The organism is Sodalis sp. RH24, assembly GCF_047324145.1.
In the GTDB taxonomy this organism is placed as follows: domain Bacteria; phylum Pseudomonadota; class Gammaproteobacteria; order Enterobacterales; family Enterobacteriaceae; genus Acerihabitans.
In genome coordinates this window covers 2,494,594-2,519,213 of the sequence record NZ_CP178729.1, presented here as the reverse complement: position 1 = coordinate 2,519,213, position 24,620 = coordinate 2,494,594, and the positions used below count along the sequence as shown (strand labels likewise).

General features: G+C 57.0%; 19 protein-coding genes and 1 riboswitch. Of the genes, 8 read left to right on the top strand and 11 right to left on the bottom strand.

Features of this window, described 5'->3' with window-relative positions; translation table 11 throughout:
- Positions 1-138: 138 nt before the first annotated feature.
- The gene (locus ACL2XG_RS11545) at positions 139-2,511 is read right to left on the bottom strand and encodes a DNA polymerase II (RefSeq protein ID WP_413722129.1); all 2,373 of its coding nucleotides are present in this window, start codon (positions 2,509-2,511) and stop codon (positions 139-141) included.
- Positions 2,512-2,708: 197 nt separating this feature from the next.
- Here ACL2XG_RS11545 and ACL2XG_RS11540 point away from each other — a divergent pair, with 197 nt between their 5' ends.
- A complete protein-coding gene (locus ACL2XG_RS11540; RefSeq protein ID WP_410016438.1) occupies positions 2,709-3,476 on the top strand; it encodes a DedA family protein in 768 nt (255 codons plus the stop codon).
- Between the two features lie 9 nt (positions 3,477-3,485).
- Here ACL2XG_RS11540 and ACL2XG_RS11535 read toward each other — a convergent pair whose 3' ends face one another.
- From ACL2XG_RS11535 to sgrR, 5 genes are all read right to left on the bottom strand, one after another.
- A complete protein-coding gene (locus tag ACL2XG_RS11535) occupies positions 3,486-4,892 on the bottom strand; it encodes a S8 family serine peptidase (RefSeq protein WP_413722130.1) in 1,407 nt (468 codons plus the stop codon).
- A gap of 1,137 nt (positions 4,893-6,029) precedes the next feature.
- Positions 6,030-6,767 (bottom strand): thiamine ABC transporter ATP-binding protein ThiQ, encoded by a 738-nt coding sequence (thiQ, locus tag ACL2XG_RS11530; protein ID WP_413722131.1) that lies wholly within the window; start codon positions 6,765-6,767, stop codon positions 6,030-6,032.
- A complete protein-coding gene (gene thiP / locus ACL2XG_RS11525) occupies positions 6,751-8,340 on the bottom strand; it encodes a thiamine/thiamine pyrophosphate ABC transporter permease ThiP (protein WP_413722132.1) in 1,590 nt (529 codons plus the stop codon). Before thiP ends, thiQ begins: the two co-directional genes overlap by 17 nt.
- Positions 8,341-8,350: 10 nt before the next feature.
- Positions 8,351-9,331 carry a thiamine ABC transporter substrate binding subunit gene (thiB, locus tag ACL2XG_RS11520; protein WP_413722133.1) on the bottom strand — a complete coding sequence of 327 codons (981 nt, stop codon included), beginning with the start codon at positions 9,329-9,331 and terminating at the stop codon, positions 8,351-8,353.
- 46 nt (positions 9,332-9,377) lie between these two features.
- A riboswitch (TPP riboswitch) is annotated at positions 9,378-9,495 on the bottom strand.
- Between the two features lie 50 nt (positions 9,496-9,545).
- The gene (gene sgrR, locus ACL2XG_RS11515; protein ID WP_413722134.1) at positions 9,546-11,225 is read right to left on the bottom strand and encodes an HTH-type transcriptional regulator SgrR; all 1,680 of its coding nucleotides are present in this window, start codon (positions 11,223-11,225) and stop codon (positions 9,546-9,548) included.
- A gap of 95 nt (positions 11,226-11,320) precedes the next feature.
- On the opposite strand from sgrR, the gene sgrT reads away from it, so the two are divergent.
- The gene (sgrT, locus tag ACL2XG_RS11510) at positions 11,321-11,494 is read left to right on the top strand and encodes a glucose uptake inhibitor SgrT (RefSeq protein ID WP_413722135.1); all 174 of its coding nucleotides are present in this window, start codon (positions 11,321-11,323) and stop codon (positions 11,492-11,494) included.
- A gap of 718 nt (positions 11,495-12,212) precedes the next feature.
- Here the strand turns inward: sgrT and leuD are convergent.
- From leuD to leuA, 4 genes are read right to left on the bottom strand one after another with little or no spacing between them, the layout of a single operon-like run.
- The gene (gene leuD / locus ACL2XG_RS11505; protein WP_413722136.1) at positions 12,213-12,815 is read right to left on the bottom strand and encodes a 3-isopropylmalate dehydratase small subunit; all 603 of its coding nucleotides are present in this window, start codon (positions 12,813-12,815) and stop codon (positions 12,213-12,215) included.
- A gap of 12 nt (positions 12,816-12,827) precedes the next feature.
- Entirely contained in the window at positions 12,828-14,228 is a 1,401-nt protein-coding gene (leuC, locus tag ACL2XG_RS11500; RefSeq protein ID WP_413722137.1) for a 3-isopropylmalate dehydratase large subunit, read from the bottom strand.
- 5 nt (positions 14,229-14,233) lie between these two features.
- Positions 14,234-15,325 carry a 3-isopropylmalate dehydrogenase gene (gene leuB / locus ACL2XG_RS11495; protein WP_410016429.1) on the bottom strand — a complete coding sequence of 364 codons (1,092 nt, stop codon included), beginning with the start codon at positions 15,323-15,325 and terminating at the stop codon, positions 14,234-14,236.
- A gap of 2 nt (positions 15,326-15,327) precedes the next feature.
- Positions 15,328-16,905: a 2-isopropylmalate synthase gene (leuA, locus tag ACL2XG_RS11490; RefSeq protein WP_410016428.1), complete on the bottom strand. Its 1,578-nt coding sequence runs from the start codon at positions 16,903-16,905 to the stop codon at positions 15,328-15,330.
- Between the two features lie 590 nt (positions 16,906-17,495).
- Between leuA and ilvI the strand changes: the two genes are divergently transcribed.
- The 3 genes from ilvI (at position 17,496) to cra (ending at position 21,486) form a co-directional block, all read left to right on the top strand.
- Positions 17,496-19,214: an acetolactate synthase 3 large subunit gene (gene ilvI / locus ACL2XG_RS11485; RefSeq protein WP_413722138.1), complete on the top strand. Its 1,719-nt coding sequence runs from the start codon at positions 17,496-17,498 to the stop codon at positions 19,212-19,214.
- Positions 19,215-19,216: 2 nt separating this feature from the next.
- Positions 19,217-19,714 carry an acetolactate synthase small subunit gene (gene ilvN / locus ACL2XG_RS11480; RefSeq protein WP_410016426.1) on the top strand — a complete coding sequence of 166 codons (498 nt, stop codon included), beginning with the start codon at positions 19,217-19,219 and terminating at the stop codon, positions 19,712-19,714.
- Between the two features lie 767 nt (positions 19,715-20,481).
- Positions 20,482-21,486: a catabolite repressor/activator gene (gene cra, locus ACL2XG_RS11475; protein WP_410016424.1), complete on the top strand. Its 1,005-nt coding sequence runs from the start codon at positions 20,482-20,484 to the stop codon at positions 21,484-21,486.
- 103 nt (positions 21,487-21,589) lie between these two features.
- On the opposite strand, the gene ACL2XG_RS11470 is transcribed toward cra, so the two are convergent.
- The gene (locus ACL2XG_RS11470) at positions 21,590-22,033 is read right to left on the bottom strand and encodes an L-alanine exporter AlaE (protein WP_410016423.1); all 444 of its coding nucleotides are present in this window, start codon (positions 22,031-22,033) and stop codon (positions 21,590-21,592) included.
- A gap of 859 nt (positions 22,034-22,892) precedes the next feature.
- Between ACL2XG_RS11470 and mraZ the strand changes: the two genes are divergently transcribed.
- The 3 genes from mraZ to ftsL are packed head-to-tail and all read left to right on the top strand — an operon-like array spanning position 22,893 to position 24,615.
- Positions 22,893-23,351 (top strand): division/cell wall cluster transcriptional repressor MraZ, encoded by a 459-nt coding sequence (gene mraZ / locus ACL2XG_RS11465; RefSeq protein WP_413722139.1) that lies wholly within the window; start codon positions 22,893-22,895, stop codon positions 23,349-23,351.
- A gap of 2 nt (positions 23,352-23,353) precedes the next feature.
- Positions 23,354-24,298, top strand: a complete 945-nt coding sequence (gene rsmH, locus ACL2XG_RS11460) for a 16S rRNA (cytosine(1402)-N(4))-methyltransferase RsmH (protein WP_413722140.1) — start codon at positions 23,354-23,356, stop codon at positions 24,296-24,298.
- A complete protein-coding gene (gene ftsL / locus ACL2XG_RS11455; RefSeq protein ID WP_410016421.1) occupies positions 24,295-24,615 on the top strand; it encodes a cell division protein FtsL in 321 nt (106 codons plus the stop codon). The genes rsmH and ftsL overlap by 4 nt, the downstream gene beginning before the upstream one ends.
- The last annotated feature ends 5 nt before the right edge of the window (positions 24,616-24,620 follow it).

Genomic DNA, 24,620 nt, shown 5'->3' with positions numbered 1-24,620 from the left:
ATACCGGCAATAGCGCGGCTTACCGCGGCCTGGTGCCACGGCGGTGAAAAATGCGGCAAGAGTGATGCTGAGGTCTGAAAAGGCGCTATGTTAATGGATGAGTGTCGCTTCGTCACCTACCAATCCATCACTTTCGCATCAAAACAGTCCCATCTGACCTGATATAAGCGTAGCAAAGTCATCGCGCAGGAAGGGGAGGATGGCATCCGCCACCGGCTGGAGCTGTTTGGTCAGGTAGTGATTATAGTCCGGCACGCTTTGCCGGATTTCCAGGGGCTCGGGACCATGGGCGGTCATGATATAGCTTATCCACCCGCCGTTTTGGTACTGCTGCTGCCGGCCGTGACGGGCATTATACTCATCGGCGATAAGCGCCGCGCGGGCCTGGGGCGGCACGTTTTTCTGGTATTCGCTTAACCTGCGCCGCAGGCGTTTGCGATACACCAGCAGGGCGTCCAGCTCGCCGGACAGGGTGCGGCGGACATAATCGCGGACAAAATCCTGATACGGCTGGCGACGGAAGATGCGCTCATACAATTGTTGCTGGAACTGCTGGGCCAGGGGCGTCCAGTCGCTGCGCACGGTTTCCAGGCCTTTAAATACCATGCGTTCGCCCTTGTCGTCCTGTACCAGGCCGGCATAACGTTTTTTGCTGCCCAGCTCCGCGCCGCGAATCGTAGGCATAAGGAAACGGGTGAAGTGTGTCTCGTACTCAAGTTCCAGCGCGCTTTCCAGCCCCATGGTGTCGCGCAGGTGCGTTTGCCACCATTGATTGATATCGCTGACCAGGCGTTGACCGATGGCATTGGCCGCTTCGCTATCGTGGGCGTGTTTCAGCCAGACAAACGTGGAGTCGGTATCGCCGTAGATTACCGGATAACCCCGGGCTTCGATAAGCTCGCGGGTGCGGTGCATAATGTCATGGCCGCGCAGGGTAATGGAGGAGGCCAGCCGGGCGTCGAAAAAACGGCAGCCGGGCGCGCCCAGCACGCCGTAGAAAGCGTTCATGATAATTTTCAACGCCTGCGATAAGGGCCGGTTATTTTCCCGTTTCGCCCGCTCGCGCCCGAGCCAAAGCTCCCGAACGATGTCCGGCAGGCAGTGATGGGTGCGGGAGAAGCGCGCGCCGATAAAACCCGCGACCGTCCCGTCCGGCGCGTCCCCGGCCATGCCTTCGATCAGCCCCACCGGATCAATGAGAAAGGTGCGGATAATAGAGGGATAAAGGCTTTTATAATCCAGCACCAGCACCGAGTCGTACAGGCCGGGGCGGGAATCCATGACATAACCGCCGGGGCTGGCCTGCATCGGTACATCGCCAAGATTGGGCGCCACAAAACCCGCCCGGTGCATTCTGGGCAGGTAGAGCCAGGTAAACGCGGCCACCGATCCGCCGCTGCGATCGGCGGCCAGCCCGGTGACGGTGGCGCGTTCCAGCAGAAACGCCAGCAGGCGGGTATGGTCAAAAATACGCGTCACCAGCTCACAGTCCTTGAGATTGTAGCGGGCCAGCGCCGGCTTATCTTCCTGGTACAACCGGTCGATTTCGTCCATGCGCTGGTAGGGCGTCGAGATATCCTTTCCCTCGCCCAGCAGCGTCTGCGCCACGTTTTCCAGGCTAAACGAGGAAAACTGCCAGAAGGCGGATTTCAGCGCCTCGATGCCGTCGATAATCAGGCGGCCGGCGGCGCTGGCGAAATAATGTCCCGCCTTGGCGCCATGTTCGCGCCATTCCAGCGCCGCGCCGCCGCGCCCGAGCAGCAAAGGCTGATGGTAGCGTTCCGCCTGTTTTTGCAGGATACGTAAATCGAACTGCACCAGGTTCCAGCCGATAACGGCATCGGGGTCATGGTCGGCGAACCACTGGTTCAGGCACTGGATCAACGCCGCGCGGGTGGGTACGTATTCAAGGAATCCGGACGACCCGGCGCCGGCGGCCGGGGGCTCGCCCAGCATATAAACCCGCCGCTGCCCGCAGCCTTGCAGACCGATGCAATAGAGTTCGCCAAAACGGTTGGTTTCAATATCCAGCGAAACCAGTTTCAGCGCGGGCCGGTAATCAGGCGACGGCTTAAGCCGAGCGTGGGTGATAACGCCGTTTTCCTGCACATGGCCGTCAAACCAGACCGGGGCGGTGATAAAACGCTCCATCAGATAACGCTCCGGTGGGCGAATGTCGGCTTCATACAGCGGTATGCCGGACTCGTGGCACCGTTTTTCCAGCCGGCCTAAATCGCGATAGTGCCGGCAGTAAACGCCGACCACCGGGCGACGATGAAAGTCACGCAGCGCCAGCGGACGCAGCTCGCAGCCGGGGATGGCGGCCGCCAGGGTTTGCGCGCGCGGCAGGCACTCCGCGGGCATAAACGCCACCGCTTGCTGCGGCGGCAGGCTGATTTTCCGCGCGCCGCCATCGGTCGCCAGCCAGAAATCGATGACGGCGCCGTCGGGAGTATCCCGCCAGTGGCGGGTAAGGACAAAACCCTGGCCGGGCAGGGATTGGTCTGGCATGGCGTCTGGATATCCGGTTAAAGTAAATGAAGCGTCGCCTTATCTCGGGCAACCTGATAATTATGATTATTTATACAGTATTTGTCCAGTTGCGCCGCGTCCGGACAAGCGCAGCCAAATCTTCATACAATTGTTACGTTGACCGGCGGGCCTTCTAACCCTGACAATCCATCGGCTTATAGAAACCTGAGGGGGTTATGCTGGCTTTTTTCGAACACTGGGTTACGCAGTCATTGGCTTTTTCGCTTTTTGCCGTCTCGTTGGTGGCATTTCTTGAATCCCTGGCTTTTGTCGGGCTGTTATTACCGGGTACGGTGATGATGGCGACGCTGGGCGCGCTTATCGGCAGCGGCGCGATGGGATTTTATCCCGCCTGGGCGGCCGGCATTATCGGATGCTTTCTTGGCGATTGGATTTCCTATGTTATCGGCCATGGCTGTAAAAAATCGCTGAAACGCTGGTCTTTCCTGAAAAAAAACCGCGCCACGTTGAATAAAATCGAACATGCCCTGCACCGGCATAGCGTGTTGACGATCCTGGCCGGCCGGTTTATCGGCCCTACCCGGCCGTTGGTGCCGATGGTGGCCGGGATGCTGGACCTGCCGCCCCTGAAATTCGCCTTGCCCAATGTTATCGGCTGCCTCACCTGGCCACCTGCGTATTTTATGCCCGGCATCCTGGCCGGGGTGGCTATTAATATCCCAGACGGACAGCACTCCGGGCAATTCCGTGGCCTGCTGTTAGGCGTGGCCCTGTTGGGCTGGCTGGCCGGCTGGCTTGGATGGCGCTGGTTGCGAACCGATAAACGCCAGGCCGATCGCCTCACCCGCTGGCTGCCGCTGTCGCGATTGCGCTGGCTGGCCCCCCTTTGCCTCCTGGCGATGGCGGCGGCGCTGGTTGCGCTTATCCAGCATCCGCTGATGCCGATCTACGCGGCTCAATTCTGGAAAGTAGTCAGGGTGTGACCGACGGCTTCAGTATTTGGAGAATAAGGTATATATCGCCTTACCTAAATCCGGCTGCGTTCCTATAATCGAGGAAAAATTCTCCGCCAGCACCGTTCCGGTACTGGTGAGTAATTCACGGAACTGCGGGGCGGTAAGGTTTTTTTTATTGGCGATGGCAATACTTGACAGGCATGCCGCCACACCCGCCACGATGGGATTGGCCGGCGAATTGCCGGAAAAATTATTGATGTACCAGGCATTGGTTTTATTGAGCAGCGTGGCATAACCGTATGAGGTCGTTACCACAAAATCACCCCAGCTCGAACTGTCTATGCGCGAACCAAAATTACTGTAGGCGGCCCTTAGTCCCGTCCTTGGGTCGAGGGCTCCGACAATAATAGCGCCTGAATCCCTTTGATGACGATTGAATTTGCCGTTAAGTATCGGATGGTCTAAATTAATCGCGCCATTCCCCGCCGCCTCAATAACGTGGATACCTTTGGATGTTAACGCGGAGATCATATCAAACCAGGCAGGTTCAAATTCGACCGGAAGATAACATTCCTGATTATAATAAGATCTATTTCCTCCTTGATGCTGCATACCTATTTGGATAACGTCTCCCGCCTTAAGACGGTGATAAAGGTTATAGAGATATTGCAGGCCCCGGGCGGCATAACCCACCTTAGCCCGGCTGGCGATCCCCATAATGCCATACCCCAGCTCCAGCCCCGCCATCACTCCCACGGACGCGGTATTGTCGCAGCCGACGGTGACGGCGCCTTCGACAATAGCGCGCTCCGGAGGAAGGTTATTATGACCGGTGAACCAGGCATCAGGCTCGTTGGTAATGATGGTGACATTTTCGCCCCTGCCCCCGGCGTAACTTAGACCGGCGGTGCCGTCGACACCGCCGAGCCTGAAGCTATTGAAACAATGCCGGGCAGGCCAAAGATAATATTGTAAAGGGACGAAGTTATAATTTTCCACGCCGTTAAGCGTTTTGGGCTCATCATCAAGGGTGGGTTGCTCGGTGTGAAGAGCGTTATAACTTCTTGCGCCCCGTAGCGATACGGGTTCGGTAGTGGGATAAACCGTCTCGACTGAGCTGAATAGCGCAATGGCATGAAGTATTTCATTAATATATTCAACAGCGTTGACATTCTCATTAAAAAATTTGATTTTGAAATAGCGATCCAAGCCAAATGTTTTATTCATTTCTTTGGCCGCATCATCACGGGGACTGCCGGATATGTCAAATAAAGGGGAAACTCCCATGGTTTCAAAGTTAAATTTGAGCTCGTGCTCAATTTTTTGCGCTTCTGAAAAGTAATACGCGCCGGCATTGTTTCGTTTAAGTTGAAACACGATGTTAGTGTATTTGACGCCCTGCTGGGCAAAGAAGTCAATTTTTTTAAGAATTTTGTCACTCATTATAGTTAACCCCCGATAATAAAATCGTATTTGACGGTTGACGAATCATCCCGTCATTTATGATGTTTGGTCTGATAAGAAGTAAAATTTGCACAAAGGCATTGCTGCCGCGGTGATTCAGTTTCTCCTGATGTTTAAATTAATGGTTTGCATAAATTTTTAATGAGAAAAAGATGACAGTCACTATTGTCCCTTCTTGCGCAGGGTGCATGACCTACTGTCGCGTAAAGTTAAATTCAGCTGTGTTAAATAAGATTCTTTAAAACTTAATGCAGATTGTACTCAATATACAATAATCGAAGTGGATGTTTAATAAGTGATTTTTATATATGATTTTTATTTAATATAAACTCTAATTGCAATAAATCAAACAACATTCTCAAATAATAGTGTGAAGCAAGTCAATATTTATTCTAATGTTAAATTATCTTAACTTTAAAATGCTATTTATAAGTAATTTCTTATTTTTCATTAAATTCAAAGAAAAAAACATGGATAATAATAAAAAAAAGCTTATGTGTGGCGAAAAAACGGCGACCAGCAAAAGCGCAGGCCGGTTTTTCTTCCGCCGCGGAGGGACGTAACAGCAGTGGTTGTAAAACGTAATGGGGGGTGGTGTAATATGTTTGACAATATAATCATGATGTTGTGCGCGGGGTATTCAGTGGGGTGATACCGGGATGGGGCCGGATGGCGGCTTTTTGGCGTGAAAGGCCAGCATCCCAACTCCCTTATAGGCGGGCTGAAACGCTGGCGATAAAAATCACTACTCGTAAATTGCGGGCATTACCAGGCGGCATGCGAAAACGCATGACGCTTTTCTGCCGTATCTTGATTATTTTATATATGAGTTTCCCCAGCATTGACGATAAGCTGTTTACAAATACGTTCATTAGTACAACATAATTAAAATGCTATTACTGCCGATGCCTGTAACCACTGGGGTGCAACAATAAGCCCTTACCAATGGATGCTCTGCGGCATTTCCAGGCGGCATTTAATTCTATCTCATAATAGTAACAATTTATTTGGCAAAATGTGAATCGGCTCAAGAATGCTATTTTTGGCTATTTGCCGCGATCTTATTCCAGCACGAGAAGCCATCGCGTCATTATGCGGCGCCGGGCATCGGTGATGTTAATCCTCTCCGGCCAACCGCGGGCTCGGGTCCGGCGCGTGCGGCGCAATACCCAGGACGGCGGCTTCGCCGGCTTCGCCGCTCGCCAGGCGCGCGGTCGGGCCGTCGTAATAAATGCGGCCATCGACAATCAGCAGGGTGCGCGGCGCGATGCGCACGGCGTCATCCAGGTTGTGCGATACCATTAACAGGGTCAGGCCGCGGCTGGCGCACACGTCGTCCACCCGTTGCAGCATATCGACACGCAAGGCGGGGTCGAGCGCGGAAAACGGCTCATCAAGCAGCAGGATGGGGCGGTCGCGCACCAGACAACGCGCCAGGGCCGCCCGCTGCCGTTGCCCGCCGGACAGTTGCCCCGGCAGGCGGTCCAGCAGTTTCTCCAGCCCTACCTGTGCCGCCACCGCATTTAACGCTTCCCGTTGCGCCGGAGTCAACGCCAACCCCGGATGCAGCCCAAGGCCGATGTTTTCCGCCACCGTCAGGTGAGCGAACAGGTTATGCTCCTGGAACAGCATGGAGACGGGGCGCCGGGCGGGCGGGGTGGCACTGTGATCCTGGCCGTTTAACCACAGGCTGCCGCTGTGCAGGGGCAGAAAACCGGCTATCAGGTTGAGCAGGGTGCTTTTGCCGGCGCCGCTGGGGCCCAGGACGGCGACCTTTTCTCCCGCCGCCAGCCGCAGGTCAAAACGCATCGGCAAATGTTGGTAAAGATAGGTCGCTTTATCCAGTCTTATCATGCAGCCCCGTGAGTTTCTCGATTAGCGTAAATAGTAAAAAGCACAGCGCCAATAGGAACAGCGCGGTAACGGCCCCGTCCTCGCTGCGATAAGCGCCGATTTGCTGGTAAAGATAGAGCGGCAGGGTCCGGAAATGTTCATTGCCGAACAACGCTACCACGCCAAAATCACCCAGCGACAGGATAGAGGCGAATGCCATGGCGCGGCCAATCGGCTGGCGCAGCGCGCGCCATTCCACCCAATGTAGCCGCGTCAGGCCGCGCATATCCAGGGACAGGCATAAACGATAATACCTTTCCGCCAGGTCCAGCATCGGCGTTTCCAGAATTTTCAGGGCGTAGGGAATGGCCATCAGCGCATTGGTCAGTATGACCAATGCATAGGGGGAACGGGGCAATCCCAGGGTATGGGTGGCGATCAGGAAGAAACCCGTGGCCAGCACAATGCCCGGCATCGCCAGGATCAGCATGCCGCTAAGATCGAGCAGCTGCGCGGACCAGGGACGTTGACGCAGCCTCAGCTCGCGGCTGCTCCATAGCAGCATCAGCGTTAGCGCCACGCACAGCAGGCCCGCGCCCAGGGCAATGCGCAGCGACGTCAGTAATGCCGACCACAGCGCCGGCTGCGACAGGACCCGCGCCATGCCCGTATTGACACCGCCGGCCACCACGGCCAGCAGGGGCGGCGCCAGCAGCGCCAGCGCCAGGACAATAACCAGCGCGTCGGTCAAACGGCGCGCCAGATTATCGCCGGGATTGCGCCACTGGGAAAAATGCGTCGCGCCGACGGGAAACGCGCGGGTCAGCCCTTGGCTGGACAAGACCAGCCCCAGGCAACAGATCATTTGCACCAGGGCCAGCAGCGCCGCGCGGCCGGGATCGTAGTCATAGCTTAAGGCCTGGTAAATCGCCAGCTCAATGGTGGTCGCCCGCGGTCCGCCGCCCAGCGACAGCACCGTGGCAAAACTGGCGAAACACAGCATAAATATCAGCGCCGCCGCAGGCAGCAGTTGACGGCGCAGATAAGGCCACTCAAGAATGCGGAAGAAATGCCAGCCCGCCATGTCCAGCTGCGCGGCCAGCTGGCGCTGCTCCACCGGAATGCCTTCCAGCGCCTGCAACAACAGGCGGGTGGCCAACGGCAGGTTAAAAAATACATGGGCCAGCAGGATCCCCCGCAGGCCGTAGGGTGAAAAACCGTAGGGAATATGCAGCCAGAGGCATAGCTGCGCCAGCCAGCCGTGGCGACCATACACGCTCAGGATGCCGAACACGGCCACCAGCACCGGCAGCACCAGCGTCATGGCGCAAAAGCGCAGCAACAGCAGGCGTCCCGGAAACCGCCGGCGGTAAAGCGCCCGCGCCAAAAAAACGGCGGGCAGCACCGATAGCAGCGCCGACAGCAGCGCCTGCCAAAAGGTAAAACGCAGGACATGCCACAGATAGCTGTCCGACAGCACGTCGCGCCATTGGAGCGTCGGCGCGTTCAGCCACAAGGCGCCGACCGCCGTCAGGGCCACGGCCGTCAGCATCAGCGCGGCCAGCAGTCCCGGCCATAACCAGCGCGGTATCATCGGCCAGGCATCATTGGCTGACGGAACGCAACCAATCCTGGGTCCACGCGCCGCGTTTGGCCGCCACGTCATCCGCGCTGAAATTCAGCGTCTTGGCCGGCAATACGTCAAAGCCGGCCGGCAGCGCGGTTTTGATCACCGGATACATCCAGTTGCCTGTGGGAATGGTCTGCTGGAAAGCCGGGGAAACGACAAAACGCATAAACTGCTGCGCCAACTGCGGATTTTTACTGGCGGCTAATTGTCCGGCCACCTCGACCTGGAGATAGTGGCCTTCGCTGAAGGTCGCCGCCGCATAGTTATCCTTCTTTTCCTCGTTGATATGATAGGCCGGCGACGTGGTATAGCTGAGCACCATGTCCGCTTCTCCTTTCAGGAATAAGCCATAGGCTTCGCTCCAGCCCTTGGGCACGGTAACGGTTTTTTTCGCCAGCCGTTGCCAGGCCTGGGGCGCTTTATCGCCATATACCTGCTGCACCCAGAGCAATAAGCCCAGTCCCGGGGTACTGGTGCGCGGATCTTCGTAAATGATTTTCAGCGCCTGCGGCCCGTCTATCAGCTCATGCAGGCTTTTGGGCGGATTTTTCAGCTTGTTCTTGTCATAGACAAACGCAAAATACCCGTAATCAAAAGGCAGGAAGATGGGATCATGCCACGCCTGCGGCAAGATCAGATGAGCGGTATCGACGTTATGCGCCGTAAAGAGATGCGTATCCTGCGCGGGCTTAAGCAGGTTGTTATCCAGGCCCAGCACCACATCCGCGTCGCTGTTCTTGCCTTCGATGCGCAGACGGTTGAGCAGGGCGACGCCATCTTCCTGCACGACATATTTCAGCTCGCAGCCACAGTCTTTTTCAAAGGCGGTTTTTATCGCCGGCCCCGGGCCCCATTCGGAGGCAAAGGAATCATAGGTATAAACCGTCAGGACGGGTTTTGCCAACGCCGGGGCGGCGGCGAGCAATAGCAGGCAGGGTAACCATTTTTTCAACACTTTGCGCTCCTGGAAAAAAAAGGCGGCAAAGGCGTTTGAGGCGGCAGCGGGACGCACTCTCAAATCCCTTCGCCGGTATTAGCCGGATCAGGTTCGACGGGTATACTCTCAGCTTGCGCGCCGGCTAACGCTATGCCGGACGCTTCGCACCCCGTTGAGAACAGATGCAAGTGTAATGGTTTTATCCCTGGCTTAACAGCCTGTCTTACGTGTCTTATGTGTCTTGCGGGTCTTGCGGGTCCGGCGGGGCGAACCAGGCGGATTTGAAATCAAACCATCCCAGCGTATTCATCCTGACCCCGCGCATGCTGCGCTGGCCCTGTAGAATCAGCCAATGATGGAACAGCGGGTGCAGGCGATGGCCGGTGATAAGCGATTGGCACCATTGCGCCATGGACAGGCCCTTGCCGCGCCATTTCTCCAGCGCGTCGTTAAGGTCGGCCGGCAGGCAATGATGCATCAGCGGCATCTCGTAAAAGCTGGCGAACAGGGAATAATCCAGCGGCAGGTAAAAATTAGCGCTGCCGAGCCATAAATCGCTCTCGGCCTCACCGTTATGCCAGGCGGCATAATCCACGGTATTGATCACCAGCGCGATGTCCTGCCGGGCCAGCACCGCACCGAGCGCGCGGCAAAGATCATCGAATTCCGAATGGGCGCGATAAACCGTCAGGGTGATGCTGCGCAGCTCCGCGGGCCTTGGCCGCGGTTGCGCGACCCGGCTATGGCGCCAGCGCGGCAGGATACCGTAGGCCGGCGACCAGTAATGCTGGTAGGCCGATCCCGCCTCGGTCAGCATGGCGATGGGATCGATATTTTCACTCAGCCAGCGGCGGGTATCATCGTTTTGCATCAGCGGCGAACGGGCATCAAACAGCAGGAAATAGCAGCCTTCCTCCAGCCGGGTTTCCAATTGACCCGGGGTGCTGTTATCCGCCTGGAGCTGGACGCCGGAATAGCTCAGCTCGGCGGTGAGTTCCGGCAAGATCCAGATATTCACTTCATCAATCAGTGCGCGATAGCCGAAATAATCATCAAAGGCGCGAATCTTCAATAAGCTTTCCCGGTTGTCGATCACCGCATAGGGTCCGGTGCCGACGGGACGGCGGACGAAGTCCGGCATCGTCTCCCATTCCTGCGGCAAAATCATGGCCGGCACGCTGCCCAATAGCCAGGGCAGCCAGTCGTCCGCGGCGGTCAGGGCGACATCAACGGTATTGGGGATGGCGGACGAGACAGCTTTTATATGGCAAAACAGCGGATTTCCCCGCAGGCGCAGCAGCGAGCTGCACACATCCTGCGGCGTCAGTTCCCGCCCATGATGAAAATGGATCGCCGGACGCAGGTAAAAGCGCCATAACAACGGCGAAATTTGCTGCCAATGATGGGCGAGGTCCGCTTCCAGTTCCCCATTTTCCTCATTTATTTTGGTCAGGCCGCTGAAAATCTGCCGCACGATGTGGTTCTCAGAACGCCGCAAAGGGCTGCCGGGCAGCAGGTTCAGCAGCGGGCGATAATACAGTACCCGCAATATGTGCTTGCCCTGGCGGAAGCTGCGGCCCAGATGGGAAAGCAGCATCTGGCGTACCCTGTCCTTATCGCCCACCAGTTGGACCAACTGCTCGATGCGATCCTGCTCCAGCAGATCCTCCGCCCGCTGCTGTTGCAACGCCAGGCCGGTATAGTGAAAGGTCAGCTGCGAGCGCTTGCCGCGCCCGGCTGTCGCCTGCCACTGCAGCCAGCCCATTTCCTGCATGGTTTTCAGCAGCGTACGCACATGCCGGCGCGTACAGCTCAGCGCCTGCGCCAGTTCGTTCAGGGTGGTTTCCTGTGTCTTGCCCTGGCAGCTTTGCCACAGGCGGATAAATTGTTGCTGCAGGCGTGGCGAGGACATAAAAGAGGAACACTCCTTAAAAAGTCATCTGTTTTTCTTCCGGTATCTTAAGCCGATACTGGTCGTGTCGAAAGGGCAGAATAGGGATTGTAACGATGAAAATAGCCAATTTGCGCCGGTTTTATCAGCATTATTTTACCGCCATTTGCGGGCGCGGCGTGATCCGTCCCGACAGGGGCCGCAGCGGACAGCGTATGGCGCTGTTGTTACAGGTAACCCAATGGCATATAGACTCCCAGTCCGAGGAAGAATACCGGGAGTGGATGTGATGTCTCGTGGCGGGGGGTGATATAAAAGTCCTGCGGTATTTTCGCTTGCCGTAAGTTTGGTTTTATATGTTGAGCCGGGCGCTGGCAAGCGACAAGGGGATGGCAGTCGCGCCATCCCCTTGACCCCGCGCTCCCGGCAGATCGCGCGCCGCAAGCGGTACCTTCCTGCGCCGGATCCACCTTTTCGCACCGGCCCGTACGCGCTCCCGGCGCGAACGGGCCTCTCGCCGCGTCCTGCGGCTCGTGCCGGTGGAACCGGCTCCGTCAGCGCGCTCAATGCCGGCCAAAGGGCCGCTCCCCTTATCACCGGCGTTCACATTCCAGGCATTTAAGTTACCGGCGTACAAATTCCCGGCATTTAAGTTACCGGCGTACAAATTCCCGGCGTTCAAATAAAGACTTTTTAATTACAGACGTTGGTTTTGACGTTGTACCGGCATAAAGTGCGCTGGCGGCACAATGCCCGGCTGGATGAGCCGCCGGGAGCGGCGAAAGCTAAGGGTCGCGCCGGGAGCGCGTCCCGTGCGGTCCATAAGACGGGATATTGTGACGTTAGGGACCGCGCAGCGGCGCACGATCTGCCGGAAGCCCGGGAGTCAAGAGGGATGGGCTAGCATCCCTCTTGTCGCTTGCCTGCACTAGGCAACAGGGAACGCCGCTGCTAGCGGCAAGAGAAACCTGCTCCCAGCGTACCCACGCCGTCGCCAGCAATCGACACTTAGTGCAAAAACGCCGGCTGGCTCGCCTCATAATCCGCAATCGCGCCTTCATGCTGCAACGTCAGTCCGATACTGTCCAGCCCGTTGATCATGCAATGCTTGCGAAACGCATCGATCTCGAACGGATAGCTCTTCTCGCCGGCAATGACCCGCTGGTGTTCCAAATCCACCGTGAAGGTGATGCCTTCATTGGCCGCGACCAGGAGGAACAGTTCATCCACCTGCTGCGGCGACAACGTAATGGGCAGCAGTTGGCTGTTAAAGCTGTTGCCGTAAAAAATATCGGCAAAGCTTGGCGCGATGATCGCCTGAAAGCCGTAATCGGCCAACGCCCAAGGCGCATGTTCACGCGACGAGCCGCAGCCGAAGTTTTCCCGCGCCAGTAAAATGCTGGCGCCGCGAAAGCGCGGTTTATTCAGCACAAAGTCGGGATTGGGCACCTTGCCGGCGTCGTCGAGAAAACGCCAGTCGTTAAACAGATGCTGGCCGAAACCGGTGCGGGTGACCTTTTGTAAAAACTGTTTCGGAATAATGGCGTCGGTATCCACGTTAGCGGCATCCAACGGCGCCACCAGCCCGGTATGTTGGGTAAATTTTGCCATAAAACTGTCTCCTTAATTCAATTCGCGAATGTCGGCAAAATGACCGGTAACCGCCGCCGCCGCCGCCATGGCCGGACTGACCAGATGAGTTCTGCCGCCGCGACCCTGGCGCCCTTCGAAATTACGATTGCTGGTGGATGCGCAACGCTCGCCTGGGTTAAGACGATCGTTATTCATGGCCAGGCACATGGAGCAGCCGGGTAAACGCCATTCAAAGCCGGCGTCCAAAAAGATTTTGTCCAGGCCTTCGGCTTCCGCCTGGGCCTTGACCGGTCCGGAACCCGGCACCACGATGGCCTGTACGCCGGTGGCGACGCGGCGCCCCTTGGCTACGGCGGCGGCCGCGCGTAAATCCTCGATGCGCGAGTTGGTGCAGGAACCGATAAACACTTTATCGATAGCCACGTCGGTCAGGCGGATGCCGGGCTGCAAATCCATATAAGCCAGCGCCTTGGCGGCGGAGTTGCGTTCCGCCGGATCGCTGAACGAGTCGGGCGACGGGATTATCTGGTTAATGGCAATCACCTGACCCGGATTGGTACCCCAGGTGACCTGCGGAGCGATATCGTCGGCGCGCAGGGTGACCACGCTATCGAAGACCGCGTCGTCGTCGGACTTCAGGGTATTCCAGTAGGCGACCGCCTGCAGCCAGTTATCGCTTTTCGGCGCGAACTGGCGGCCCTGCAGATAGGCGTAAGTCGTGTCGTCCGGCGCCACCAGACCGGCCTTGGCGCCCATTTCTATCGCCATATTGCACAGCGTCATGCGGCCTTCCATGCTCAGGGAGGTGATCGCCTCGCCGCAGAATTCCACCACATGGCCGGTACCGCCGGCGGAGCCGGTTTTACCGATGACCGCCAGCACGATATCCTTGGCGGTAATGCCGGGGGCGGCGCGGCCGGTAACCTCAATCTTCATGGTCTTGGCCCGGCCCTGTTTCAGGGTCTGGGTGGCCAGCACGTGCTCCACTTCCGAGGTGCCGATGCCGAAGGCCAGCGCGCCGAAGGCGCCGTGGGTGGCGGTATGGGAATCGCCGCAGACGATGGTCATGCCCGGCAGCGTCATGCCCTGCTCGGGACCGATCACATGTACGATGCCCTGGTAGGGATGGTTCAGGTCATACAGCTGGACGCCGAATTCCGCGCAGTTTTTTATCAGTTCCTGCATCTGGATACGGGCCATCTCGCCGCTGGCGTTAATGTCCCTGGTTTGGGTGGAGACATTATGGTCCATGGTGGCAAAGGTTTTTGACGGCTGGCGCACGGGACGGCCCATGGCGCGCAGGCCGTCGAACGCCTGCGGCGACGTCACCTCATGCACCAGGTGACGATCGATATACAATAAAGGCGTTTCTTCCGGCGCTTCGTAGACGACGTGCGCATCATATAATTTTTGATATAACGACTTGCCCATACTCTTCATGCCCCCTGGGTAATATAACCGGCGATAATACTGCCCATCTCATCGGTGCCGACCGCGGCGCCGCTGCCTGCCAGATCGGCGGTACGGTGTCCGGCTTCCAGCGCCTGGTTGACCGCCCGTTCAACGGCGGCGGCGGCTTCATCCAGGCCCAGGCTGTAGCGCAGCAACAGCGCGGTGGACAGGATTTGCGCCACCGGGTTGGCCAGGTTCTTGCCGGCGATATCCGGCGCCGAACCGCCCGCGGGCTCGTAGAGACCGAAGCCTTGTTCATTGAGGCTGGCGGAGGGCAGCATGCCCATCGAGCCGGTGATCATGGCGCATTCATCGGACAGGATGTCGCCGAACAGATTGGAGCACAGCAGCACGTCAAACTGGGACGGGTCCTTGATCAACTGCATGGTGGCGTTATCGATATATAAATGCGCCAACGCCACGTCCGGATAATCCTGGGCGATTTCAGTGACGATTTCGCGCCACATAATCGAGCTTTGCAGCACGTTGGCTTTATCGATCGAGGTCACTTTGCCGCGGCGCTTGCGGGCGGATTCAAAGGCGATGCGGGCGATGCGCTCGATTTCAAAGCGGTGATAGACCTCGGTATCGAACGCGCGCTCATGCATGCCGCTGCCTTCCCTGCCTTTCGGCTGGCCGAAATAGATGCCGCCGGTCAGCTCGCGTACGCACAGGATATCAAACCCGCGGGCGGCGATATCGGCGCGCAGCGGACAGAAATCCTCCAGACCCGGATACAGCCGCGCCGGACGCAGGTTGCTGAACAGTTTGAAGTGTTTACGCAGCGGCAACAGCGCGCCGCGCTCGGGCTGCTGGGCCGGCGGCAAGTGTTCCCATTTCGGGCCGCCCACCGAGCCGAACAGAATGGCGTCGGCCTGCTCGCAGCCGTTGACCGTGGCGGCGGGCAGCGGGCTGCCGTGGCGATCGATGGCGGCGCCGCCGACGTCGTATTCGCTGGTGGTGATGCGTACGTCGAAACGCTGGCGCACGGCGGTTAAAATTTTGTAGGCCTGCGCCATGACTTCAGGGCCAATGCCGTCGCCCGGCAAAACCGCTATATGATATGTCTTGCTCATGTTCACACCGTTTCCTGGTAATCCCGTTTATTGTTTTGCCCTTGCAGACGCTGCAGTTCGATTTCGACCTGCCGCGCGCGCCAGATATTGTTCATTACGTGTATCATTGCCTTGGCCGAGGATTCGATGATATCGGTAGTCAGGCCGACCCCGTGGAAGCGGCGGCCGTGATAATCCACCACAATATCCACCTGGCCCAGCGCGTCGCGGCCGTGGCCTTTTGCGGTCAGCTGATATTTCTGCAGCGTGATGGGATAGTCGGTGATCCGGTTCAGCGCCTGGTAGACCGCGTCCACCGGACCATTGCCGGTTGCCGCTTCGGATTTGGTTTCCTCGCCGCACACCAGCTTAACCGACGCCGTGGCCATATCGTTGGAGCCGGACTGGACGCTGAAATAGTCCAGGCGGAAATGTTCGGGTTCTTCCTGCTGCTTGCTGATAAACGCCAGCGCTTCGAGGTCGTAATCGAATACCTGGCCTTTTTTGTCCGCCAGCTTGACGAAGGCGGCATACAGTTCGTCCAGATTATAATCCTGTTCCTGATAGCCCATTTCCTGCATGCGATGCTTCACCGCCGCCCGGCCGGAACGCGAGGTCAGGTTTAACTGCACTTCCTTCAGACCGATGGTTTCCGGCGTCATGATTTCGTAGTTCTGGCGGTTCTTCAGCACGCCGTCCTGATGGATGCCGGAGGAGTGGGCAAAGGCGTTGGACCCCACCACCGCCTTGTTGGCCGGGATGGGCATATTGCACAGCTGGCTGACAATCTGGCTGGTACGGTAGATTTCCTGATGATTGATATTGGTGTGCACGCCCAGGATATCGGCGCGCACTTTAATCGCCATGATCACTTCTTCCAGCGCGGTGTTGCCGGCGCGCTCGCCGATGCCGTTCAGGGTGCCTTCGACCTGACGGGCGCCGGCCTGCACCGCGGCGATGGAATTGCCGGTCGCCATGCCCAGATCGTCGTGGCAATGCACCGAGATAATGGCTTTATCAATATTGGGCACGCGTTCATACAGGGAGGTGATGATGCCGCCGAACTGTACCGGGGTGGTGTAGCCGACGGTATCGGGAATATTGATGGTGCGGGCGCCGGCGTTAATCGCCGCTTCGACGATACGGCACAGGTTATCGATCGGGGTCCTGCCGGCGTCTTCGCAAGAGAATTCCACATCGTCGGTGTAGTTGCGCGCGCGTTTGACCGACTGCACCGCCATCTCCATCACCTGTTCGAAGCTGCGCTTGAGCTTGGATTCAATATGCAGCGTGGAGGTCGCCAGAAACACATGGATGCGGAACGCCTCGGCGACGCGCAAGGCTTCGGCGGCCACATCGATATCTTTTTCCACGCAGCGGGCCAGGCCGCAAACCCGGCTGTTCTTGATTTGACGGGCAATGGTCTGGACCGACTCAAAGTCGCCGGGAGAGGACACCGGGAAACCCACTTCCATTACATCGATGCCCATTCTTTCCAGAGCCAGGGCGATTTGCAGTTTCTCTTTCACACTCAGGCTGGCCTGCAATGCTTGTTCACCGTCGCGCAGCGTGGTATCAAAAATTATAACTTGTTGGCTCATGATTAATCCTATCTTCGTTTTTGGACGCGGTTTCTGGGCACGTTGCGCGGGCAAAAAAAAACCCGCGCCATGCGCGGGTTCTTTATCTGGGACGTATGAGTCAGCTCTGAACTCCGTGTACCAGCGTACCGCGCATCGACAGTGCGAGTAGTAGTAGGCCTAGTAGACGGAAAGAAGCGAACATGTTAGAGCGGCGTCCCAGTTCATGAATGAGTCATTGTATTTATTGGTACAGGAATCATTGGCGGGTGTCAACCATTCATACGCAATGCTTATCACCGCGCGCATTTCGCGGTTAATCCATGCAAATGTTAAGATGCTGTAATTATCCCGTCCAGCAGCGCGGTGGGTTTTGTGCCGCGTTAAAAGCAGTGTTTTATAGCGTCAATCTCGAGAACGGTAGCGTAAAAATTATTAGCGCCGCCGCGGTGCTGATTTTTGCTATTTGCCTGCCTTATCATCTGGCGTTATCGTTACCGGTCATAAATTAATAACAAAAATATTTCAGGGGCAGCTTTTCCCATCCCTGTGCCAAGCGACAGCGGCCTGTTGCTGCTGCGAAGAACCTACGTAAGCCTGGAGGCAAACCCATGGAGATGTTGTCAGGAGCCGAGATGGTCGTCCGATCGTTAATCGACCAGGGCGTGAAGCATATATTCGGTTATCCCGGCGGGGCCGTGCTGGACATCTACGATGCGCTGCATACGGTAGGCGGGATCGATCATATCCTGGTGCGTCACGAGCAGGGCGCGGTGCATATGGCCGACGGCTATGCGCGCGCCACCGGCAAGGTGGGCGTGGTGCTGGTGACCTCCGGCCCGGGCGCCACCAATGCCGTGACCGGCATTGCCACCGCCTATATGGATTCCATTCCCCTGGTGGTGATTTCCGGCCAGGTGGCCAGTTCGCTTATCGGTTTCGACGCTTTTCAGGAATGCGATATGGTGGGCATTTCCCGCCCGGTGGTGAAACACAGCTTTTTGGTGAAGAAAACCGAAGATATCCCCGGTATCCTGAAAAAAGCCTTTTACCTTGCCGCCACCGGCCGTCCCGGCCCGGTGGTGATTGACGTGCCCAAGGATATCGTTAATCCGGCCAATAAATTTCCCTATCTTTACCCGGACTCGGTATCGCTGCGTTCCTATAATCCGACGGTACAGGGCCATAAAGGGCAAATACGCCGCGCGCTGCAAACCCTGCTGGCCGCCGAGCGTCCGGTTATCTATACCGGCGGCGGGGCGATAACCGCCGGTTGCCATCAGGAGCTGCGTCTGCTGGCCGAAAAACTCAATATACCGGTGACCAGTTCTTTGATGGGATTGGGCAGTTTCCCGGGTACGCATCGCCAGAGCCTGGGCATGCTGGGGATGCACGGCACTTATGAAGCCAATATGGCGATGCATCGCGCCGATGTGATTTTTGCAGTCGGGGTGCGTTTTGACGATCGCACCACGAATAATTTATTAAAATACTGTCCGGATGCCACGGTGCTGCATATCGATATCGATCCGGCCTCGATTTCCAAAACCGTTACGGCGGACGTGCCCATCGTCGGCGACGCCCGCCAGGTGCTGGTGCAAATGCTGGATCAGTTGGAGCAGGGCGAGAATACGCAGCAGTTCGACGCGTTGCGCGACTGGTGGCAGGATATCGAACAGTGGCGCGCCCGCCATTGCCTGGACTACGATCACCGCAGCGGCAAGATCAAGCCGCAGGCGGTGATCGAAACCTTGTTCCGCCTGACCGGCGGCGAGGCGTATGTGACTTCGGATGTCGGCCAGCATCAGATGTTCGCCGCGCTCTATTATCAATTTGACCAGCCGCGCCACTGGATTAACTCCGGCGGCCTGGGCACCATGGGCTTCGGGTTGCCCGCCGCGCTTGGCGTGAAGTTGGCGCTGCCCGACGAAACGGTGATTTGTATTACCGGCGACGGGAGTATCCAGATGAATATTCAGGAGCTGTCCACGGCGCTGCAATATGATCTGCCGGTGGTGGTGGTGAGTCTGAACAATCGTTATCTGGGTATGGTGAAGCAGTGGCAGGATATGATCTATTCCGGCCGTCATTCCCAGTCCTATATGGAATCGCTGCCGGATTTCGTCAAGCTGGCGGAAGCCTATGGCCATGTGGGCATTTCCATCCAGTCGCCGGATGAGCTGGAAAGCAAGCTGGCCCAGGCGCTGGCGCAAAAGAATCGTCTGGTGTTCGTGGATGTGATGGTTGACGGTACGGAACATGTCTATCCCATGCAGATTCGGGGCGGCGGCATGGACGAAATGTGGTTAAGCAAAACGGAGAGGACCTGATCATGCGCCGGATTTTATCAGTATTGCTGGAAAACGAGTCGGGCGCGTTATCGCGGGTGATCGGGTTGTTTGCCCAGCGCGGTTACAATATCGAGAGCCTGACCGTGGCGCCGACCGACGATCCCACGTTGTCGCGCATGACCATCCAGACCATGGGCGACGCCAAGGTGCTGGAGCAAATCGAGAAACAGCTGCATAAGCTGGTGGATGTGCTGCGCGTGAGCGAGCTTGGGCAAGGGCAGGGTACTCATGTCGAGCGGGAAATCATGTTGGTGAAGGTGCAGGCCGAGGGCGGCGCGCGCGAGGAAGTGAAGCGCTGCGCCGATATTTTCCGCGGGCAGATCGTGGATGTGACCTCGTCGCTGTATACCGTTCAGCTGGCGGGGACCAGCGATAAGCTGGATGCTTTTTTGTCCACTATTCGCGATGTGGGCAGTATCGTCGAAGTGGCCCGGTCAGGGATCGTCGGGCTGGCGCGCGGCGATAAGGTGATGCGCTGAGCATCGAGTCGTAGGGGCGCTCTCCCTTTAACACGCTTTATGCGGCATCGGTGATGGCGGGCATAGCCTGCCATGGGGCCCCGGTCGGGCGGGCACACCACGCCCGATTCAACCCCATCGGCATGCTCTCCCTTTAACAGGTTTTATGCGGCATCGGTGATGGCGGGCATAGCCTGCCATGGGGCCTCGGTCGGGCGGGAACACCACGCCCGATTCAACCCCATCGGCATGCTCTCCCTTTAACAGGTTTTATGCGGCATCGGTGATGGCGGACATAGCCTGCCATGGGGCCTCGGTCGGGCGGGAACACCACGCCCGATTCAACCCCATCGGCATGCTCTCCCTTTAACAGGTTTTATGCGGCATCGGTGATGGCGGACATAGCCTGCCATGGGGCCTCGGTCGGGCGGGAACACCACGCCCGATTCAACCCCATCGGCATGCTCTCCCTTTAACAGGTTTTATGCGGCATCGGTGATGGCGGGCATAGCCTGCCATGGGGCCTCGGTCGGGCGGGAACACCACGCCCGATTCGACCCCATTGGTACGCTCTCCCTTGAACACGTCTGCTTTACGTTTGGTGTTGGCACGCTCTTCCTTGAACAAAACGGTTTATGCTTTGTGTACCGCCATTTCCCCGCCTTACTCGTGCGTCTATTCGCTTCTTGGCGTTTTATGCTGATAAAAGTTGTAGCATAATGATATACCCCGATGAGAATATGGATATATTGGGTCACTGTTAAATCTTTCAGCGCAAAGGAGTCTCTGTGAAACTGGATGAAATCGCGCGCCTGGCAGGCGTTTCGCGCACAACCGCCAGTTATGTGATCAACGGTAAAGCGAAACAATACCGCGTTAGCGATAAAACCGTGGAAAAGGTGATGGCGGTGGTTCGGGAACATAACTACCATCCCAACGCGGTTGCCGCCGGTCTCAGGGCAGGGAGGACGCGTTCCATCGGCCTGGTGATACCCGATCTGGAGAATACCAGTTATACCCGCATCGCCAACTATCTGGAGCGCCAGGCGCGCCAGCGCGGCTATCAGTTGCTGATCGCCTGTTCCGAGGATCAGCCGGATAATGAAATGCGCTGCATTGAACATCTGCTGCAACGGCAGGTGGACGCCATTATCGTTTCCACGGCCTTGCCGCCGGAACATCCATTTTACCAGCGCTGGGCCACCGATCCTTTTCCTATTATCGCCCTCGATCGCGCGCTTGATCCCGATCATTTTATCAGCGTGGTGGGCGCGGATCAGGATGATGCGGAAATGTTGTCACGGGAACTGCGCAGCTTTCACGGCGCGTCGGTTTTGTATTTAGGCGCTTTGCCCGAGCTGTCGGTGAGTTTCCTGCGCGAGCAGGGCTTCAGGCGCGGATGGGAAGGCGACGCCAGGCAGCCTGATTTCCTGTATGCCAATAGTTATGAGCGCTCGTCTTCGGCGGCGTTGTTCAGCCAGTATCTGGAGAGCCATGACATGCCGCAGGCGATTTTTACCACGTCGTTTTCCCTGCTGCAGGGCGTGATGGACGTGACATTAAAGCGTAGCGGCAGGCTGCCGCCCGATTTGGCGATCGCCACTTTCGGCGATAATGAACTGCTGGATTTCCTGGAGTGTCCGGTGCTGGCGGTGGCGCAGCGTCATCGTGAGGTGGCGGAGCGGGTGCTGGAACTGGTGCTGGCAAGCCTGGACGAGCCGCACAGGCCGAAACCGGGATTGACCCGTATCAGGCGCAGCCTGTTTCGCCGCGGCTCGCTCAGCCGCGCCTGAGGGCCTTGCCCGCCCTCGCCCGCAAGGTGGTTAAGCCCGGTGACGCCGGGCTGTCGGGTTCCGGCCCGGCGCCAATGCTGCCGGACCGGGTTTGCGGGGTAAATCAGTTAACGTAGCCTTTCACGTGGAACAGCCGGCGGCAATACTCAAGAAAATAGCCATATGCCACGCCCAGAATCATCGACCCTACCGCATTGGACGTGACCGCCGTCAAAATCTGTTGTGAATCCGCGCCGACCGCCAGCAGGATCAGGACATACACCGGCGATTGAAAACTGACATAGGCCAGCAAATCGGCAATGTTACGCGCCCAGAACCGGTTCGGGCCGTGACGGCGCGCCAATCTCAGCACCGCATCGCGATACTGGCCGAACGGCCAGGCAATGACAATGTTGACCGGAACGGAAAGCAATCTGGAGGATAAGGATTGTTGAAGTGTCATGCCGGACAGCAACACCTCAATAAACATCCCCGCGATAAAGCAATACACCACCAAAGCAAATGTGTCAGCCGCAGCCATGCGCAGACGAGATGAGCGCGAAAACATAACGGGTAGCTCCAAAGGAAAAAGGTCGCCGGGTGATGCGTTTACGCATCGGTGATAGTGTTTTGTGGTGTGTATTCTATGTGGCATAGAGTACATCACTGGATGTAAGTAGTTAACTAGCTAATAGTTTTTATTTCAATCATATGAGCAGCTCCTTATGCTTAATTTCCAGCGTTGATGTTCACGTTAAGCTATTTCATTCGGCCTGGAAACTTTAATGATTTATTTTCAATAAGTTATGTAGCGGTCGTTGGCGGAAGGTTTGGATTTGGCGGCAACTGTTCGCGAAATAAATGACAGTGAGCCAATTTTTACAGGCAAAATTTGTGTTAGGAATATTCTGGATTGGCTAATTAAGCTGGACATTCATAAATAAAATTGCGGATAAAATCGCCAGTTTTATCGGTAAATAAAAGTAAAGACCACATTATTAATGTCGGCGCATCTTTATATTTCAAAGCCTGTTTAGGGTGGCTTGCGCGACGGCAATTATAAAAAAATTGCGCTAAAACAAATGCACCGCCGTCCAGGCCGATCTGGCGATTGAGCGAGGCGCCGCGGTAAGCGTATAATCGGCGCCGGCGACCCGACGCTCCCTCAGGCGGCTTGGTCTGGGTTTATATCAAAAAATTGCTAATTTTTAATCGAAACACCGCATTTATGAATATCATGATGTTATTAGTGTACTTTTTTGCCCCTCTGCAACTAATTCCCGTCAGAGTTTCTTAATTGATGCATAAATAATCCCATTCTTGCTCGTTAGTAGCTTGACAATGTTTTAATACCATTCGTACACTCTTTTGCGTGGGAATAAGTGGGGTTTCGTGGTGAAAAGGGTTTTTCGGGGGTAAATCGACATATGTTCCGTGGGGCAACGTTGGTTAATCTCGACAGTAAAGGCAGGCTAGCCGTGCCAACCCGCTACAGGGAAAAGCTGATCGAGGAAACGGATGGATTGATGGTGTGTACCATCGACCTCCACCAACCATGCCTGTTGCTTTATCCCCTGCCGGAATGGGAAGTGATTGAACAGAAGCTTTCCCGTCTGTCGAGCATGAACCCCGCCGAACGCCGAGTGCAGCGCCTGTTGTTGGGACATGCCAGCGAATGCCAGATGGATGGCGCCGGGCGGCTGCTTATTGCGCAAACATTACGGCTCCACGCCGGACTTACCAAAGAAGTGATGCTGGTTGGACAATTCAATAAATTTGAATTGTGGGATGAACAGACCTGGTATCAACAAGTCAAGGATGATATCGACGCTGAACTGTCGGCGCAGGAACCACTCTCTGTGCGACTACAAGACTTGTCACTATAGCTATGGCAGAAACTTATCAACATACCACCGTCTTGCTGGATGAAGCGGTTAACGGCCTGAACCTGCGCCCCAATGGCATTTACATTGACGGCACGTTCGGTCGCGGTGGTCATTCGCGCCTGATCCTGTCCCAATTGGGGGCGGAGGGACAACTGCTGGCTATTGATCGCGATCCCCAGGCCATTGAAGCCGCCCGCGCCATAGACGACCCCCGGTTCAGCGTTATCCACGGCCCGTTTTCCGCCATCGCGGACTATATGTCCGAGCGCGGGCTGACCGGCCGCGTGGACGGCATCCTGCTTGATTTGGGCGTGTCGTCGCCGCAGCTTGACGATCCGCTGCGCGGGTTTTCCTTTATGCGCGACGGTCCGCTGGATATGCGCATGGATACCTCCCGCGGGCTGTCTGCCGCCGAGTGGCTGGCCAAGGCCGGCGCCGACGATATCGCCTGGGTGTTAAAGACCTTCGGCGAAGAGCGCTTTGCCAAACGCATTGCCGAGGCCATCGTGGAAAAAAGTAAGCAGTCGCCGATGACGCGCACCCATGAACTGGCCGAGCTTATCGTTAACGCCAGCCCGTTTCGTGAAAAGCATAAGCATCCGGCGACCCGCAGCTTCCAGGCGATCCGCATTTATATCAATAGCGAGCTGGAAGAACTCGAACGGGCGCTGGATAGCGCCCTTGGCGTATTGGCGCCCGGCGGGCGCCTGTCGGTCATCAGCTTTCACTCGCTGGAAGATCGGCTGGTCAAACGTTTTATCCGCGACCATAGCCGCGGACCCCGGGTGCCTGCGCGCATGCCGTTGACCGAAGCGCAGATCGCCGAGCAGGGCGGCCAGGCGCAGCTTAAGCCGGTGGGCAAAATGCAGCCGTCGGAGCGGGAAGTGGCGGATAACCCGCGCGCGCGCAGCTCGGTGTTACGTTTTGCCGAGAGGCTGCCGTCATGATCGGCGGCGAACGGCACGGCCTGGTCGGCATTATCGGCGGCGATCTGCTGCGCCAGGGGAAAATCCCGTTTATTTTGCTGGTCGCCGTACTGGTGTCCGCGATTCTGGTGGTGACGACCACCCATGAAACGCGGCGCCTGACCGCCCAGCGCGAGCAACTGGTCCTGGAACGGGACGCGCTGGATATCGAATGGCGCAACCTGATCCTGGAGGAAAACGCCCTGGGCGACCATAGCCGGGTCGAACGTTTCGCCACGGAAAAACTGATGATGCAGCATGTGGATCCTTCACAGGAAAATATTGTGGTTCAACCTTAACGCAA